Annotated in this window: 6 protein-coding genes; 1 reads left to right on the plus strand and 5 read right to left on the minus strand. The window is 64.0% G+C overall.

Annotation, left to right across the window (positions count from 1 at the left end; all coding sequences use genetic code 11):
• Positions 1-180: 180 nt before the first annotated feature.
• The 3 genes from X265_RS33595 to X265_RS33605 all read right to left on the minus strand — a co-directional run bounded on the left by X265_RS33595 (position 181) and on the right by X265_RS33605 (position 4,085).
• Complete coding sequence (locus X265_RS33595; RefSeq protein WP_128968717.1) at positions 181-1,083, minus strand: ABC transporter permease; 903 nt, start codon at positions 1,081-1,083, stop codon at positions 181-183.
• A 207-nt stretch (positions 1,084-1,290) separates the two neighbouring features.
• Positions 1,291-2,244, minus strand: a complete 954-nt coding sequence (locus tag X265_RS33600) for an ABC transporter permease (protein ID WP_128968718.1) — start codon at positions 2,242-2,244, stop codon at positions 1,291-1,293.
• 185 nt (positions 2,245-2,429) lie between these two features.
• Positions 2,430-4,085, minus strand: a complete 1,656-nt coding sequence (locus X265_RS33605) for an ABC transporter substrate-binding protein (protein WP_128968719.1) — start codon at positions 4,083-4,085, stop codon at positions 2,430-2,432.
• Between the two features lie 201 nt (positions 4,086-4,286).
• Between X265_RS33605 and X265_RS33610 the strand changes: the two genes are divergently transcribed.
• On the plus strand, positions 4,287-5,882 hold the full coding sequence (locus X265_RS33610; protein WP_128968720.1) for an ABC transporter substrate-binding protein: 1,596 nt from the start codon (positions 4,287-4,289) through the stop codon (positions 5,880-5,882).
• Between the two features lie 138 nt (positions 5,883-6,020).
• Here X265_RS33610 and X265_RS33615 read toward each other — a convergent pair whose 3' ends face one another.
• The gene (locus X265_RS33615; protein ID WP_128968721.1) at positions 6,021-8,252 is read right to left on the minus strand and encodes a CHASE2 domain-containing protein; all 2,232 of its coding nucleotides are present in this window, start codon (positions 8,250-8,252) and stop codon (positions 6,021-6,023) included.
• A gap of 140 nt (positions 8,253-8,392) precedes the next feature.
• The gene (locus X265_RS33620; protein WP_244659429.1) at positions 8,393-17,356 is read right to left on the minus strand and encodes a FecR domain-containing protein; all 8,964 of its coding nucleotides are present in this window, start codon (positions 17,354-17,356) and stop codon (positions 8,393-8,395) included.
• Positions 17,357-17,447: the final 91 nt, after the last annotated feature.

A 17,447-nucleotide genomic window follows, 5' to 3' on the forward strand; every position in this document is an offset into this window, starting at 1 on the left:
CGCGGTCTCCCACCTCTCCCCGTCGGGGAGAGGTCGGCGCGCAGCGCCGGGTGAGGGGGCGCGGCAAACTCGGTGGAGCGTAACCCCTCACCCGGACCGCACCTTGCGATGCGATCCGACCTCTCCCTGTGGGAGAGGTGGGGCACCGCCGCTGTGGCAGTCTGTGTCGATCCCATCATCTCAGTTCCTGATATCCATGGCGCTGCGCAGGCCGTCCGAGAGCAGGTTGAAGCAGATCGAGACTGCAAAGATCATCGCACCCGGCAATGCCGCGACCCAGGGGTTGACGTAGATCGCGGTCCGCAAGGTGTTCAGCATCAGGCCCCATTCCGGCTCGGGCGGCTTGGTGCCGAGGCCGAGGAAGGAGAGACCGGCGGCCAGGATCATCGAGACCGAAATGAGGCTGGTGGCATAGACGAAGATCGCCCCCAACACGTTGCCGAGAATGTGCACGCGCATGATGGTGAACGGCCCGGCGCCGGAGGCGCGCGCGGCCTCGACGAAATCCATGTTGCGCACGCCTGTGGTGACGCTTTCGGCGACGCGGGTGATCTGCGGCACGAACACGATGGTCAGCGCCACGATGGAGTTGAGGATGCCGGCGCCCAGTGCGCCGGAGATCGCAATCGCGAGCAGCACGGAAGGGAAGGCGTAGAACACGTCGACCGTGCGCATGATCGCGGTATTGAGCCTGCCGCCGACATAGCCGGCAATGATGCCGACCGAGGTCCCGATGCCGAAAGCGAGGATGACAGGCAGAATGCCGATGACCAGCGACAACCGCCCGCCATAGATCAGCCGCGCCAGCATGTCGCGGCCGAGCTCGTCGGTGCCGAGCGGATAGCCTGGGGTCCCGATGTGGCGGAGGCGGCGGATCATCGAGCCCTTGTACGGATCTTCCAGTCCCAGCCATGGTGCCAGGATCGCGGAGACGAAGACCAGCAACAGCACGATCGCGCAGGCCATGCTGACCTTGTCGCGCAGGATACGGCGGCCCACGGTTGCCCAATAACCGCGCGCCTTGGTGGCAGGGGCGGCCTGCAGTGCGGCGTCGCTGGGGGCGGACAATGGAAGCTCGGTCATCGGGTCGCTTCCGAAAGTTGAGACGATCGACGCGAGCCAAGCAGGTGGTGTACCTCGCCCGCCTGCGGGAGAGGTCGCGCCGAAGGCGCGGGTAAGGGTTTTCTCCTCTTGGGGTTCCTCGCGCGTGGAGAGACCCCCACCCCGGCCCTTCCCCGCAAGCGGGAGAGGGGGCGGACCTTTTGCGCGGCTACAGCTCGGCTCATCCCACTAGCCCCGCTTGATGCGCGGATCGATCGCGGCCTGCGCGATGTCGACCAGGAGATTGAGAAAGACGAAGAACAGCGCCAGCACCAGGATCGTGCCCTGCAGCAGCGGCAGGTCGCGCTGGAAGATCGCGGAGTTGAGCAGGAAGCCCGAGCCCGGCCAGGAGAACACGGTCTCAATCAGGATCGAGCCGCCGAGCATGTAGCCGAGCTGAAGCCCCATCACGGCGAGCGCGGTCGGCGCGGCGTTCTTGACGACGTGACGGAATACGCCGCGCTCATGCAGGCCTTTTGCGCGCAGCGCCTCGACGAAATCCTGCGAGAGGATGTCGCCGGACAGCGCGCGGACCGTGCGGGTGACGATACCCATCGGGATCACCGAGGTCGTGATCGCCGGCAGCACCAGATATTTCAGGTGCGCCCAGTCCCAGGCCCAGGAATTGGAGCCGTTGGGTCCGGCGCCGACGGCCGGCAGCCAGTTCAGCTCGACCGAGAAGATGATGACGAGCAGCATGCCGAGCCAGTAATGCGGCACCGCAACGCCGGCGATGGCAAAGGAGGTCGCGACCTTGTCGATCCAGGTTTCGCGAAAATAGCCGGCGATCAGGCCGAGCAGAATGCCCATCGTGAAGCCGATGATCGCGGCAGCGATTGCGAGCGTGACCGTGTTGCCGACCGCGCGCATGACCTCGGCGAGCACGGGGCGGCCGGTGGCGATGGAATTGCCGAGATCGCCGTGCAGCGCGCGGAGCAGCCAGAGCCCGAACTGCACCGGCAGCGGCCGGTCGAAGCCATAGGCGGCGCGCAGCTGCGCGGCGAGCTCCTGCGAAGCGTCGGCCGGCAACACAGCGACCAGCGGATCGCCCGGCGTGATGTGCACGAGCAGAAAGCACACCAGCGCCACGCTGATCACGATCGGGATGACATAGACGATGCGTCTGGCGGTATAGGCGAGCACTGATTGACCTGACGTGGTATCGCAAGATTGCGTGGGCTTCAGTGAGGGACGCACAATGGGAGGGTTCCCTCCCCCCTTGTGGGGAGGGTTAGGGAGAGGGGTGGCCACAGAGAGACTGCGCGTGTGGGCCCCCTTCCCCAACCCCTCCCCACAAGGGGGAGGGGAGCCCTACCAGGGTGCTCACCTCACTGTATCGAGATCGGCGAGAAGTCGATGAACCAGCTCTTCGGCTGGATCACGCCTGTCACCTTCGGGCTCATGGCGCGCGGGCCGACGTCGTGGGCGACGTAGAGGAAGGCAGCGTCGTCGACCGAAGCGGCGTGCAGCTCGGCGAGAGCGGCGTCGCGCGCGGCAGGATCAAAGGTCTGCCGGGCCTTCTTCACCAGCTCGTCGAACTTGGGATTGTTGATGAAACCCCAATTGTTCGAGACCGGCGGCGCCATGCCCGATTGCAGGAAGCGCACCAGCGCAAAGAACGGATCCATCGCCGCATAGGTGACATTGGTCGCGTTCGAGCCATTGGCGCTGGGGTCCTTGGCGCCGCGGCGCCAGTTGGTGAACAGCGTATTCCACTCGATGACGTCGAGCTGCACGTCGAAATAACATTCGGCGAGCGCCTGCTGCAGATATTCGTTCATCGGCAGCGGCTGCATCTGACCCGAACCTGAAGCAGACGTCTGGACCTTCACCGTCAGCTTCTTGTTCGGGCCGAAGCCGGCCTCCTGCATCAGCTTCTGCGCAGCCGGCTTGTCGTACTTGATCTCGAAGCTCGGTTTTCCCCGCCAGGGATGGCCGGGCTCGAAGGTGCCGGTGGCGGGCACCATCAGGCCCGCGAGCAATCCGTCCTTGAGACCTTCGCGATCGATGCAGAGATTGGCGGCCTTGCGCACGCGGATGTCGTTCCAGGGCGAGCCTTCGATGCGCGAGAACTGCCACGGCCAGACATGCGGCTGCTCGTTGGCGTAGAGTTTGAAGCCGCGCTGCTTGAGCTCGGGCAGCGCATCCGGCGCCGGCGCCTCGATCCAGTCGACCTGTCCGGAAAGCAGCGCTGCGGTGCGTGCATTGGCTTCCGGCATCGGCAAGAGCACCATCTTGTCGATCTTAGGCACGCGGGCCTTGTCCCAATAATCCGCGTTCTTGACCAGCTCGAGCCGCTCGCGCGGGGTGAAACTCGCCATCTTCCACGGGCCGGTGCCCGCCGCGTCCTTGGCAAACGCGGCCCAGGCGGCCTGCGACTTTGCCTTGGCGTCGGCGCCTTCAGCCTTGTCATAGAAATGCTGCCACTTCGCCGGGCTCGCCATGAAGAGGTTGGTGAGGTTGATCGGCAGGAAGCTGTCGGGCTCCTTGGTGGTGAGCTCGACCGTCATGTCGTCGATCTTCCTGGCAGAAGCCAGCGTCGGCATACGGGAGGCGGTGACGCCGACCTGGCTGGCATCGAACTGCGGCGCGTCCTGCTTCAGCACCTTCTCGACGTTCCACACCACGGCATCGGCGTTGAAAGGCGTGCCGTCATGGAAGGTCACGCCGGGGCGCAGCTTGAACATCCATTTGGTCTTGTCTGCGTCATCGACCTTCCACTCGGTCGCAAGGCCGGGGATGACGACGCTGGCCTTGTCGGCCGAGGACAGGTCCCAGCCGGTGAGCGCGTCATACATGGTGACGCCGGTAAAACGGTTGCCCTCAAAGCCTTGATCGGGCTGACCGAGGGTGCGCGGAATATCGGCAGCCGTCATGCCGATGCGCAACACGGTTTCCGCGCTGGCGACGCGCGGCCATGCCGCCGCAGTCGTCAGGGCCAGCGCCGCAATCAACGCGGCGCGTGTCGTTATCCTTATAAGCATGACGTCAGTCCTTCTTCGGCTTTCGCTGATTAATTTTGATGCAAACGTATGCAATGGCTATGCCAATGGGGAAACTTATTCTGCAAATTGGCCCTGCGACGACAAGTCCTTGTGATCGCGCGTGTGCATGGGCGCCGCGCTGCCTATTCTGGCATCAAGATTGCAAGTTTGGCTCCGAAACTTCTCTGGGAGCTTTGGGCCATGCGTATCCGATTATCGACCTGTCTCGCCGTGCTTGCGCTGGGCCTATCCGCAATCTCAGCGCGCGCTGAAACGGTGGTGCGCTACGGCATCTCGATGGCGGATATTCCGCTGACGACCGGCCAGCCCGATCGCGGCGCCGGCGCCTATCAGTTCACGGCCTACACGATCTACGATCCCCTGGTTGCCTGGGAGATGGACGTCGCAGATCGGCCCGGCAAGCTGGTGCCGGGGCTCGCCACCGAGTGGAAGGTCGATGACGCCGACAAGACCAAGTGGCGGTTTACTCTGCGCAAGGGCGTGAAGTTTCACGACGGCAGCGACTTCAACGCCGATGCGGTGGTCTGGAATCTCGACAAGGTGCTCAACGACAAGGCGCCGCAATTCGACAAGCGGCAGAGCGCGCAGGTGAAGACCCGCCTGCCCTCGGTCGCCGGCTACGCCAAGATCGACGATTTCACCGTCGAGATCACCACCAAGACGGTGGACTCCTTCTTCCCCTATCAGATGCTGTGGTTCCTGGTCTCGAGCCCGGCGCAATATGAAAAGCTCGGCCGGGATTGGGACAAGTTCGCCAGCCAGCCCTCCGGCACCGGGCCGTTCAAGCTGACCAAGCTCGTGCCGCGCGAGCTTGCCGAGCTCAGCAAGAACCCGGACTACTGGAACGCCAAGCGCATTCCCAAGGTCGACAAGATCGTGCTGGTGCCGATGCCGGAGGCGCTGACGCGCACCAATGCGCTGCTCGCAGGACAGGTCGATCTGATCGAGACCCCGGCGCCCGATGCCGTGCCGCAGCTGAAGGCCGCCGGCATGAAGATCGTCGACAACGTCACGCCGCATGTCTGGAATTATCACCTCAGCGTGCTGCCGGGCTCGCCCTGGACCGACATCCGCCTGCGCAAGGCGCTCAACCTTGCGATCAACCGCGACGAGGTCGTCGGCCTGATGAACGGGCTCGCCAAACCGGCCAAGGGCCAGGTCGACCCGTCGAGCCCGTGGTTCGGCAAGCCGAGCTTCGAATTGAAGTACGATCTCGCGGCGGCGAAGAAACTGGTCGAGGAGGCCGGCTATTCAAAAGCAAAGCCGCTGAAGACCACCTTCATCATCGCGCAGGGCGGCACCGGCCAGATGCTGTCGCTGCCGATGAACGAGTTCCTGCAGCAGAGCTTCAAGGAGATCGGCATCGACATCGACTTCAAGGTGGTCGAGCTCGAGACGCTCTACACGCATTGGCGCAAGGGCGCCGCCGACGAGATCAACGCCGGCATCACCGCCAACAACATCGCCTACGTCACGTCCGACCCGCTCTACGCCATCGTCCGCTTCTTCGCCTCCGACCAGATCGCGCCTGTCGGCGTCAACTGGGGCGGCTACAAGAACCCGAAGGTCGATGCCCTGATCAACGAGGCCAAGCAGACCTTCGACACCGCCAAGCAGGACGAGCTGATCGCGCAGGCGCACGCATTGATCGTCGACGATGCCGTGCTGGTCTGGGTCGTCCACGACACCAACCCGCACGCGCTGTCGCCGAAGATCAGGCAGTTCGTGCAGGCGCAACACTGGTTCCAGGATCTGACGACGATCGGGGTGGAGTGAGGGGGCACGCCCAGCTGCCGTAGGGTGGGTTAGCCGAAGGCATAACCCACCATGCTGCAGCAAACGCCGACCGGCGTCCGTGGGTTACGCTCGACGGACTGCGCTCCGCATCCGCCGAGCTAACCCACCCTACAAGACCTACTTCGTCAGCAGCGCATACGCTCCGCTCCAATCCTGCGGCGGCGGATTGGCCTGATAATCCTTGATGCGCGCTTCATACAGCCTGAACAGCTTTTCCAGCGTGTCGGCGTCCTCGCTGCGGCGGCCGCGCTCGATGGCGTCGAGCGCGCCCTGCCAGTCGCGGCCGCGGTAGCAGCCGAGCATCTCGATGGTGATGTTGCGCAGGCGCTGGAACGCGGCCGAGTGCATCACATCCTCGCGGCCGGCGATGGCGTAGATCACCTCCGGCTCGCTCTTGCCCTTGACCATGATGAAGTCGAGCTCGAGGATGGCGAACCTGTCCTTGACCGCGAGCGCGGTCCGGGAGCCCACGATGATCGGGAAGCCGTATTCCTTGGTCTGGCCCTCCAAGCGCGAGGCCAGGTTCACACTGTCGCCGAGCACCGAATAGTTGAACTTCTTGTCGGACCCCATGTTGCCGACCACGCCGATGCCGGTGTTGAGACCGATGCCGACGTTGAGCGGGATGTAGGCATGGCCGCCGTCGGCGGCCTCGCGCTCGCGCTCCCGGTTGACCTCGTCGATCTTCTCGAGCATGCCGACCGCCGCCTCGCAGGCGTTGATCTCGTGCGCCTTGTCATCAAGCGGGGCGTTCCAGAATGCCATGATGGCATCGCCCATGTATTTGTCGATCGTGCCCCTGTGCTCTCGGATTACGTTGGTGAGCGGCGTCAGGAAGCGGTTCATCAAGGTGATCAGACCTTGCGGATCGTGCTTGTAGGTTTCCGAGATCGAGGTGAAGCCGCGCACGTCGGAGAACATGATCGTCATCTCGCGCTCCTCGCCGCCGAGCTTGAGCTTTTCCGGCGATTGCGCGAGTTGCTCGACCAGCTCCGGCGACATGTATTGCGCGAACATGCCGCGGATCTGCACGCGCTGTCGCTGCTCGCGCACGAAGCTCGCAAAGATGAAGGTCAGATAGATCGCGGTGGTCGACAGCAGGGGATAGGTGAAGTCGATAAGATACCGATACCGCGCGTAGAAGAACCAGGACGTGCCGATCAGGATGGCGGCGAACGTCGCGCCGGCGAGCACCAGCCGGACGGGGCCGAGATTCGGCGTGAAGATGATCACGAGGATGCCGATGATCATTGCAGCGAGCAATTCAACGCCGAGCGCGTAGTTCGGCTGCGAGATCACCGCGCCGCTCAGCACGCTTTCGAGCACCTGCGCGTGGATCTCGACCCCCGGCATGTTGGCCGAAACCGGCGTGGTCTTGAGGTCGTTCAGCCCGACCGCCGAAGTGCCGATCAGCACCAGCTTGCCCCTGATCTTGTCCGGCGGCACGTTGTTGTCGAGCACGTCGGCCGCCGAGACATAGATCGAGGGATCCTGCCGGGCATAGTGCACCCAGAGCTGGCCGTTCTTGTCGGTCGGAATCTCGATGCCCTTGAGGCGGATGGCGCGGATGCCGGTCTTGTCGGTGCGAACCAGCAGCGTCGGCGTCCCCGTGACGACCCGCAGGATCTCGAGGCTGAGCGAGGGCATGATGTTGCCCTGGGCGCGCATTATCATCGGCACGCGGCGGATCAGGCCGTCGCGCTCGGTCTTGATCGTGAACAGGCCACGGCCGGCCGCGACCTTCTCGATGACCGGCACGTTGCGCAGCAGGCCAGGGAATTCGAACAGGAAGTTTTCGGCATTCTCTTCGCCGACGGTCGCGACGCCAGTGAAGGGAAGTGTGTTGTCGAGCGCGGACCCGACCGCTGGCTGACCGGTCTCGCCCAGCACCACGCGCGAGCGCTTGATCGCGTCGGAGAGGATCTGGTCGTTGCTCGGCAATTCGCGCAGGCGGGCACGGGTGACGTCGTCGAGATAGCGCATCTGATCGGCCACCAGATCCGGATTGAGCCGGTCCGCTTCCGAAAACACGACGTCGAACCCGACCGCCACCGCGCCGAGATTGGTGAGATTGATGATCAAATCGGCGATCCGCGTGCGCGACCACGGCCACTGGCCGAGCCTGGCAAGGCTCTTGTCGTCGATATCGACGATGGTGACGGGCCGCACCGTCTTGTGACGCGGGTCGAGCAGCTGGAACATGTCGAAGGTACGCAGCCGCACCTCCTGGACCGGCGGCGGATCCCAGACGCGCAAGGCTGCAAATCCGATCAGCAACCCAAGGCACACCAGCCGCGCGAACCCGAACTTCTTCGTGAACCACCGGCGCCAGGTTTTGAGACGTTTCATCTCGCCCGAAATTCCCGCAATCCGCCTTCGTCAGATGTCCGGACCACAATACGCAATCGCCCGAGCGTTTGATACCGGAATCACTGCGATATCGGGTCACCGCGGCCCGCGTCATCGCAATGGAGCCGGGGGAGCGTCCGTCAGGCGTGGTTCGCCAGGATGAAGTCGCTGGCATGCATGCTGCTCGCCACGAGGTTCTTCAGCAGGATCGACTGATGGTCATCGAGCGTGACCAACGTGTCGCTTCCCTGCTGCGTAACGGCGATATCGCTGAAGGAATGGATGTTGGCAAACTGCTGCAGGTCGATCTTGTCCTGACCCGAGTCGAAATTAACGATGGTGCTCTGAACCGGAAGCGTCGAATTTGCAAACGTGAACTGGTCCTGCCCGACGGTCCCGACGAGAATGGGTCCTGTCGGTGGGTCGACGACCAGCGTGCCGCCGGCACCATCGCTCACGAAATTGAAGCTGTCGACGGTGTAGCTCCCCGAAAACTTGATGATCGCCGTGTCGGTCCGGTCGCTCAGCGTCAGCGTACCGCCCAGCTGATCGGCGTTCTGGGTATAAGTCACCCCGGTAAGGTGCGAGAAGTCGATGTCCTTGAGATCGAGCAGGTCCGAATTGGTGACGGTGCCGTCACCGGCAAAGCCGTTGATTACGCCGGTGTAATCGGCGGCGTGCTCGATCACGAGCGTGCCGGTGGTTCCGGATTCGTTGGTGAAGGTCACGTCCTGTGCGGAGGCCTCGTTGAGATCCAGCACCGTGCCGCTGCCGATCGTCATCGACGTGTCGGCGAGCGGATCAGACACCGTGGTGCCGCCATGGCCATCGCTCTGCAGATTCCAATTGATGTCTTTGCCGAGGAAGGACAGGGTAATCGTGGTCGCGCCGTTGTAGAAATCGACGGTCGTGATCTTCGTGTCCGAATTGTAGTGGGCCTGCGCCGACATCGTCGCCGTCCAGGCTAGGTCCTTCATGTCGATCTCGTTGCCGGACGACAGCGGAGCCCCGGCCGGAGACCCCGAGATGAAGCCTCGGAAATCCTTGGAATCGTCCAGGACCAGGGTTCCCAGGCCGTTGTCGTAATAGACGATGATCCCCGAAGCGGCGCCCTCGATCTCGACGACGGCCTTGTTGGAGATCTCGATGGCTCCGGTGCCGCTGACATTGCCCTTGATGTCGACAGTCGAGATGTTGTTGTTGGAGAAAGGGCCCGCCTCGATCAGGCCATTGTCGAGCAGGTCGCCGCTCACCGTGAACACGGTGCCGGGCTCGGTCAGCAACGTCACCCCCGAGATGACGGTGAGGTCGTGGATCGTGACGCTGGTCGTGCTGTCGATCATGTAGGTCCCGGCAGCATCGAGCTTGACGTCGTAGCTCGCACTGGGCACCCCCACGCTCCAGTTCGACGCAGTGTTCCAGCTGCCACCGGCCGTGTTGATCCAGTGGTCGACTGGGGCGAGTTCGACGATGGTGCCACCGGCGCCGTCGCTGCTCGTGAGGAAATGCACGTCGCTGTAGTCGCCGATGAGCGTGAGCGAGATGCTGTCACTGTGCGTATCGCTCACGACGAGCTTGCCAGTTTCGTCGTCGTAGACCGCCGTCGTTCCGCTGTCCCAGACGATAGTCGACAGATCGATCTTCTCATTGGCGGCAAAGCCGGCGATCGCACCGCCGAAGGTCGCGGTGTCGATCTCGAGCTCGGCGCCGGCGCCGCCGAAGGTGACGGTCTGCGACACCACGTCCTTGATATCGAGCGACGCGCCGGCGTCGATCGTAACCGAGCCGGAGCCGGACAGTGATCCGAACAGCGTCAGCGTCCCGGTGTGGACCTCGATGAGGTGGTTGTTGGTGATTGTGCCCGTGATCGACGCCGTGCCCCAGCTGCCGATCTCGCCCCCATTGGTGATGCCCGGCCCATTCACGACAGCCGATGCGCCATTGAGCAGATCGATTTCGCCGGCATTGACGATCGAGGACAACGTGCCGAACACGCTTGTTCCGGATACCGTCCAGATTCCGCCCGCCTCGTTGTTGAAGGTGGCGGTGGCGACCGAGATGTTGCCGTTGATGTGGCCGGTGTTGTTGATGGTGACGGCGCCGCCGGACTCGGCGATGGCATAGGTCGTCGACGTCACGCTGCCGGCATCTGCCGGCCCGATCGTGCCCGCATTGTCGATCAGCGCCGTGCCGGTCATGTTCTCCTGAACGAAGATCGCATAGTGGCCGCTCGCGCCCACGACCGAGCCGTTGTTGATGATATGGGTCGAGCCGGTGGCGACCGGGTTGCCGGTCTCGCCCGTGTCGTTCTGGGTGACGACGACACCGGCCGTTCCGGTGGCGGTGAGCGTGCCATCATTGAGAATGGTGACACTGTCTTGGCCAACCGCCACGACTCCCAGAGCGACCGAACCCGTGGCCGCCCCCTCGTTGGTGACGCTCACATCACCGCCGCCGTGGTCGAAAGCTCCGATCGCGATGCCAGCGGAGGTGATCGACGACGAGGCACCTGTCGTGACCGTGATCTTTCCGATGCCCCAGGTGAAAGCATCGATGCCGTAGCCGGCATCCGCGGTGATGGTCGCGTCGCTGATGACGGTGACGTCGCCGTTGACGGCATTCGAGAAGGTGGCGTTTCCGCCCGGCTTGTAGCCGGCGATGATGGCGCCGGGCGTGGCGCCGTCGTTGTTCAGCGCGGAGCCGGAGTGGATGATGCCATGGGCCTTGACGGAGATCGTGCTGCCGGCACCGTCCGCGATCGCGGCGGCGTAGTTGACGGCCACGATGCCGGAGCTCCCCGACGCGACGATATCGCCCGCCGCCAGGATGACGTCGATATCGCCCTGGTCGATGGTGTAGGCGAGAATGCCGTAGCTCGTCGCGCCCTTCACCGACGCGCCGGCCCCGAGCGTGACGGTAACGTCGCCGGTGCCACCGCTGAGCGCCTGGGCCCTGATGCCCTCCTCCGCGCCAACGATCGTGGTGCCGGCCGCGTCGTTCACGGTGACGTCGCCATTTCCGTAATTGTAGGCGTGGATGCCGTATCCCGCCGCGGCGGTGATGCTGGCATGGTTGTTGACCACGACCGAGCCGTTGACGTCAGCGTTGACGCTGCTGCCGTTCGTGGCGCCGGTGTAGCCGGCCTGGATGCCGGCCGGTGTATTGCCGCTGAGGTTGAGGCTGCTCCCGGAATTGATGGTGCCGTAGGCGTTGACAATGATCCTGCTATCCTCGGACGCGCCGATTGAGGTCGCCCGGTTGACTGCGACGATCCCGGAGCTGCCCGACGTTACGACACTGCCGGCCTCCGTGGTGACGACGACGTCCCCGCTGCCATAGCTGCGCGCGCGGACGCCGTAGACCGAACTGCCGGCGATATTTCCACCGGCGTCGATCGTCACGTTGCCATTGCCCCAGGTCGTCGCATCGATGCCAAAGGCACCGCCGGCCGCGCCGCCGAGCTGGGTGATCAAGATGTCGCCGGCATTGGCGGCGTTCAGGTTCTCGGCGAGAACGCCTGCCGAATTCGCGCCGGTGCCGGTCGCCATGCCGCTGAGGTCGTTGACGGTGATCCCGCCGCCGCCATCGGCGCCGAAACTCAGCCAGATGCCATGGCCGGTCGTTCCCTTGATGTCGCCGGTCGCTTTCAGCGACACGTTGCCCACGCCGTTCTGGGTGACCGCAACGCCATTCGCCGCTCCGGTCAGATTGCCGGTCAGCGTCAGTATGATCGCGGCGGGCTGGCCGCTGGCGCCACCGGTCGACGTGACATCCAGCGCGTCGCCGCTCGAGGTCGTGATGCCGGCATCGCCGGTAACGATGAAGGTGCCGGCCTGCGAGGCGAGCACCGTAATGGTCCCGGTGAAATTCTGGCCCGACACCTTGTCGAGCTGCAGCGTATCCACCCCACCGGCGAAGGTGACGGTCTGGGCGGTGGCGCCGCCAAGTTCAAGTGTTGCGCCGTCGTCGACGATCAGCGCACCGACACCGGTCAGACCGCCGGAGAGGTTCAAGGTCCCGCTCTGCACCTCGATGGCGCCGGTGTTGCTGACGCCACCCGTGACCGTGTTGAGGCCGGTGACGCCGTAGAGATTGCCGGCATTGCTGAGGCTGCCGCCATTGATCGAGGCTCCGGAAAGATAGAGCTCCGATTGGCTATCGACCGTCACCGCGCCGGTGACGCTATTGCTGATCGTCAGATTTGCGAGCTTCAGCGTGCCGTGGTTGACCGCCTTGAGATTGGCGGTGTTGGAGATGTCCTCACCGGAGATGTCGAGCTCGCCTCCGCTTGCCTGGATCAGATTGTGATTGACGATGGCGTGGAGCGTGGCCGGATCGATTGTCAGCGTGCCGCCGGTGACGGTGATCGTGCCCGTGTTGGTAATACTTGCGTCGTTGATGGCACTGGTATCGGTCGATACCAGCATGCCCGCGATCATCAGCGTTCCGCCGTCGATGGTTGCTCCGACGAGACCGAGCGTAGAGCCAGACGCGACCGAAACCGCACCTGCGGTGTTGGTCACCGTCGTCGAGATCAATTTCAGCGTGCCGCCGTTGATCGCAGCTAGCGTGCTGGTGTTGGTGACGGCCTCGTGGTCGATGTCGAGTTCGGCCCCGTTGGCCCGAAGTGTGCCGGCATTGGCGATGGTGGCCGAGGTCGTGGCGACAAGCGTCAGCAGGCCGCCGACCGCTTCGGTCAGGCCGTTGTTGGTGATGCACGCATCGGCGATCGTTGTCGCACCCGACGAATCCAGCGTACCCAGGACGGTGAGCTTGCCGCCAGTCAGATTCGCATCCGACAGCGTCAGCGTCCTGCTCGCATCGACCTTGACGATGCCGTGATTGGCGATCGCGGTCCCGGTCACGGCCGCGTCGCCGAGCGTCAGCGTCACGCCGCTCTCGACCGTGACGGCGCCGGTGCTCAGGCTGGCGTTGCCATCGATCTTGCCGGCTCCGGTGACGTCGATCGTGCCGCTGCCGTTGACGCTGCCGCCCGAGATCTCCGTGCCCGACAGCGTCAGCGTCTGTCCGCCGTCGACCGTCACCGTTCCGGTATTTGTCACAACGTCGTTGAGCAGCGTCGCGGCGCCGGCGATCTCCAGCGTGCCGGTGTTGGTGACCGCGCCACCCTGAACCCGCGCCCCGTCCTTGAGCTTGACGGTGTTGTCGAACGCGATGCCGCCATTGTCGGTGATGACCGTGCCTGACACGGTGGCGCCGTCGAGCGTCAGCTCGGCGCTCGCGATGACCGCGCGCGTGCTCAGCGTCGCACCGCCGTCGATCTTGCTGGTGCCGGTGACGTCGATGGTGCCACTACCGTCGATCGTGCCGCCCGAAATCTCCGTGCCGGACAGCGTCAGCGTCTGGCTGTCATTGACCGTTACCGCCCCATTGTTGGTCACGACGTCGTTGAGCAGCGTCGCGGCGCCGGCGACCTGCAGCGCGCCGGTATTGGTCACCGCGCCACCCTGGATCGTGGCATCGCCCTTGAGCTGAACCGTGTTGTCTAGCGTGATGCCGGAATGGTCGGTGATGACCGAACCGGACACGGTGATACCGTCGAGCGTCAGCGCGGCATCGGCGATGATCTCGCTCGTGCTCAGCGTCGCCCCACCGTTGATCCTGCTGGCGCCGGTGATGTCGATCGTGCCGCTGCCGTTGATAGTGCCGCCCGAAATCTCCGTGCCGGACAGCGTCAGCGTCTGGCTGCCATCGACGGTTACCGTGCCATTGTTGGTCACGATATCATTGAGGAGCGTCGCAGCGCCCGCGATCTCCAACGTGTCCTTATTCGTGACCGGACCGCCCTGGATCCTGGCTCCGCCCTTGAGCTGGACCGTGTCGTCGAGCTCGACGCCGGACTGAACGGTAATCACCGAACCGGACACGGTGACGCCATCCAGCGTCAGCTTGGCGTCGGCGATGACCGCGCTCGTGCTCAGCGTCGCGCCACCGTCGATCTTGCTGGCGCCGATGACATCGATCGTGCCGGTGCCGTTGACAATGCCGCCGGTGATCTCGGTGCCCGACAGCGTCAGCGTCTGACCGCCGTCGACCTTCACCGTGCCGGTATTGGTCACGACGTCGTTGAACAGCGTCGCGGCGCCGGTGATCTCCAGCGTGCCGGTATTGAGGACCGGGCCGCCCTGGATCCTGGCACCGCCCTTGAGCTGAACGGTGTTGTCGAGCTCGATGCTGGAATTGTCGGTGATGACCGAACCGGACACGGTGACACCGTCGAGCGTCAGCTTGGCATCGGCGCTGACCACGCTCGTGCTCAGGGTCGCGCCACCATCGATCTTGCTCGCGCGCGCGACGTCGATCGTGCCGGTGCCGTTGACGGCGCCGCCCGAGATCTCCGTGCTCGACAGCGTCAGCGTGTGGCTGCCCTCGACTTTCACCGTGCCGAGGGATGAATTGACGACGGTCTCGTGCAGGAGTTCAACCGCACCCTTGACGTCGACCATGCCGGAATTGTTCAGCGTGCCGTTCTCGATCAGGCTGGTGCCATCGAGCTCCAGCGTGCCCAAAATGGTGACGGTGCCGCCATCGACGGTGGCGCCGTCGACGATCAACGTCGCGCCGGCATCGGCCTTCAACATGCCGCCGGTATTGTGGATCTCGGCGAGCGTCTTCAGGGTGCCGCCGAGCAATTCGAGCGTACCTGAATTGGTGATCACGGCATCGACAGCAAAATCCCCGCCGACGGCCAGCTTTAGAGTGCCGGCATTGGTGAGCACGCTGGTGTCCAGGATCTCAGCCAGCCCGCCCACCGAGATCGTACCGGTCGCGGTGTTGGTGAGAATCGAATCGGCGCTCATGTCAAGCGAGCCCGATATCGTCAGCGAGCTCAAATTGAGCAGCTCCGGCGGCGGACCGCCGAAATCGTTCATCGTCACCGATCTGGCAAAGGCAGCCGCATCGATCGTCGCCGGAAAGGACGGCGTCAGGCCGTGCAGCTGGTCAGTGATGACGATGACGTCGTCGTCGATGGTCGGGACCGTACCGGTCGCCCAGTTCGTGGGGTTTTCCCAGAAACCGCCGGGAGGCACGTCGGGCTTCGCGGTCGCAATCCACACCACGGCGGGAGCGTCGGTACCGGTGATCTCGACCGTGATGGTCTGCTGCGCGGTGGCCCCTTGCGAGTCCGTGAGAGTCACGGTGTAGACCAGCGTCAGCACCTCGCCCTTCGGGATGAAGTCGGCGAGATAGACCGGCAGATCGGCCAGCGACCAGTTGATGGTGCCGGTGCCGTCGCCGGTGCTATCGGCGGCGATCGCGACCGACAGCGCGCTCTGGAACGCCGCGAGAGGACCCGGCGGAACGGTGCCATGATCAGGCAGGGTCGCGCTGGTCAGCGCCACCGAAATCGTGTGCTTGTCCGTGAGGTCAACGTCGGTGAAGTCCAGCGTACCCGATGTCGGCACATCACTGGTAAGCGGACCGCCCGGAACGCTGGTGCCGCCCGAGAACGTGATGACGGGAGCGCTGCTGGTGATCACAGGCTTGTCGTTGGTGCCCGTGATCGTAATCGTGATCGGGATGAACGTGGTTTCAGGCTGGACTGCGAAATTGTCGTCGACGCGGACCATGTAGGTCAGCGTCAGCGTTTCACCGGCCGCCAGGAAGTCGAAGACGTGGTCGGGGATCGTGTAGGTCCAGACGGCCGAACCGTTATTGGTGTTGCCGCCGTCAGGAACGACGCTGAGCTGGATCTGCGTCGCGGCGATGTCCTGCTTCTGCAGAGCGGTGAGCGAGCCGGTGACATCGTGCTGGCCGGCGTCCTTGTAGACATAGTTCGGCGCAGCAGCGAGATCCACCGCCACCGTCGGCCGGTCGCCCAGGTTTTGATCGACGAACGTGATCCGGCCGGACACGGTATCGGGCCCGATGGTGTCGCCGGTCGCATCCGAGTGATCGGCGGTCGCCTTCGTGTGCTCGGTGAGCTTGAACGACGATGTCACGTTGCCGTTGGCATCAAGGCTGCGCGCCTGCGGCGGGCCGGGAAAACGCTCGGCTGCCTTGTCCGCGCCACCTTGTCCCGAACCACCACCAGTGTTCACGGCATTGTTGAAAGTCGCGGTCGCGGTGGCACCGGTGTCCGTCTTGATGAAGACAATGTTGCCGTTCTGCGTGATCGTATCGGTGAAATTCGTGGTGAGCTTGGTGTTGGTGTTGTTGTCCGTGAACTTCAGCGTGAACACGTCCGTGATCAGCTTCTGAACATCGGGCGACAGCAGCGCATTGGTAACCGAGACGTTGCCACCACTGATCTGGATCATCTGGCCGGCCTGGTTGACCGTCGCGATCGGCAGCAGCGTCAGCTTGTCGAACAGGATGTAGGAGCCGGTGGTGCCGTTCGGCTCGACCAGCACCTGGAAATTCGCCTGCGGCTGCGGATCGCCGCCGCCTGCGGGGACGACGAAGTTAATCTCGGTCAGCACCGCCGTGCCGCGGATGCCCATGGTGGCGACCGGCGTGTCGATCTTCATGTCGCCATGCTTGGCGGTCTCGCCGGCGACGAAGGTGATGGTGCCCGCAACCAGGCTGAGCAGCGAGGAGTTGTTCGACCCGTTGGGGTCGTAGACCATCTCGTTCAGCACCATCCGCGCGTTGGAGGACAGGCCGAACACGGTGCCGTCGACGAAGGTGATGCCGAGCGTCGATTCCGAGCCGGTCGAGACGACGTCGCCCTTCTCGACGTTATCGCCGTTGTTCAGGACGACCGAGACGCCGTTGCGGATCGCGGTTGCGCTTCCGGTCAGCTTGGTGACGTGACCGATGACCTGCGCCGCGGCGGCACCGGGCGCGGCCTGCGCGACCTGAACGTAGCCGGTAAGCGCGCTGACGATGTCGCCGGTGAGATGGGCGCCGTCGGGCGAGGCAATCGCCGCGCGCTTGTCGCCCCTGAAATAATCGTGAACGACGACGTCGTGGCCGTCGTGGGACAGCACGAGATCGAGACCGGTGCGCTTGAACTCGCCGTGGAAGATGAGGTTGGGGTCGGCAATGACGACCGCGCCATCGGGCACATGACCGTGGGCCTTGGCGGTAAACGAATCGACATGGCTGGAGGCGGGCGAGAGGGAACCCTGGCCATCCAAAGAAAGCGCGGCGTCAAATTTGCCAGCGTAATTCAACCGGGCACCAAAAAGAGGTTAATATTTATGTAAGTATCGATTGCCTAAGCTTGCA

The organism is Bradyrhizobium guangdongense (assembly GCF_004114975.1).
Classification (GTDB): Bacteria; Pseudomonadota; Alphaproteobacteria; order Rhizobiales; family Xanthobacteraceae; genus Bradyrhizobium; species Bradyrhizobium guangdongense.

Excerpts from the sequence above, each read along its gene's own strand:
- X265_RS33605 (WP_128968719.1), bottom strand. The coding sequence starts at position 4,085 with ATGCTTATAAGGATAACGACACGCGCCGCGTTGATTGCGGCGCTGGCC.
- X265_RS33595 (WP_128968717.1), bottom strand. The coding sequence starts at position 1,083 with ATGACCGAGCTTCCATTGTCCGCCCCCAGCGACGCCGCACTGCAGGCC.
- X265_RS33615 (WP_128968721.1), bottom strand. The coding sequence starts at position 8,252 with ATGAAACGTCTCAAAACCTGGCGCCGGTGGTTCACGAAGAAGTTCGGG.
- X265_RS33610 (WP_128968720.1), top strand. The coding sequence starts at position 4,287 with ATGCGTATCCGATTATCGACCTGTCTCGCCGTGCTTGCGCTGGGCCTA.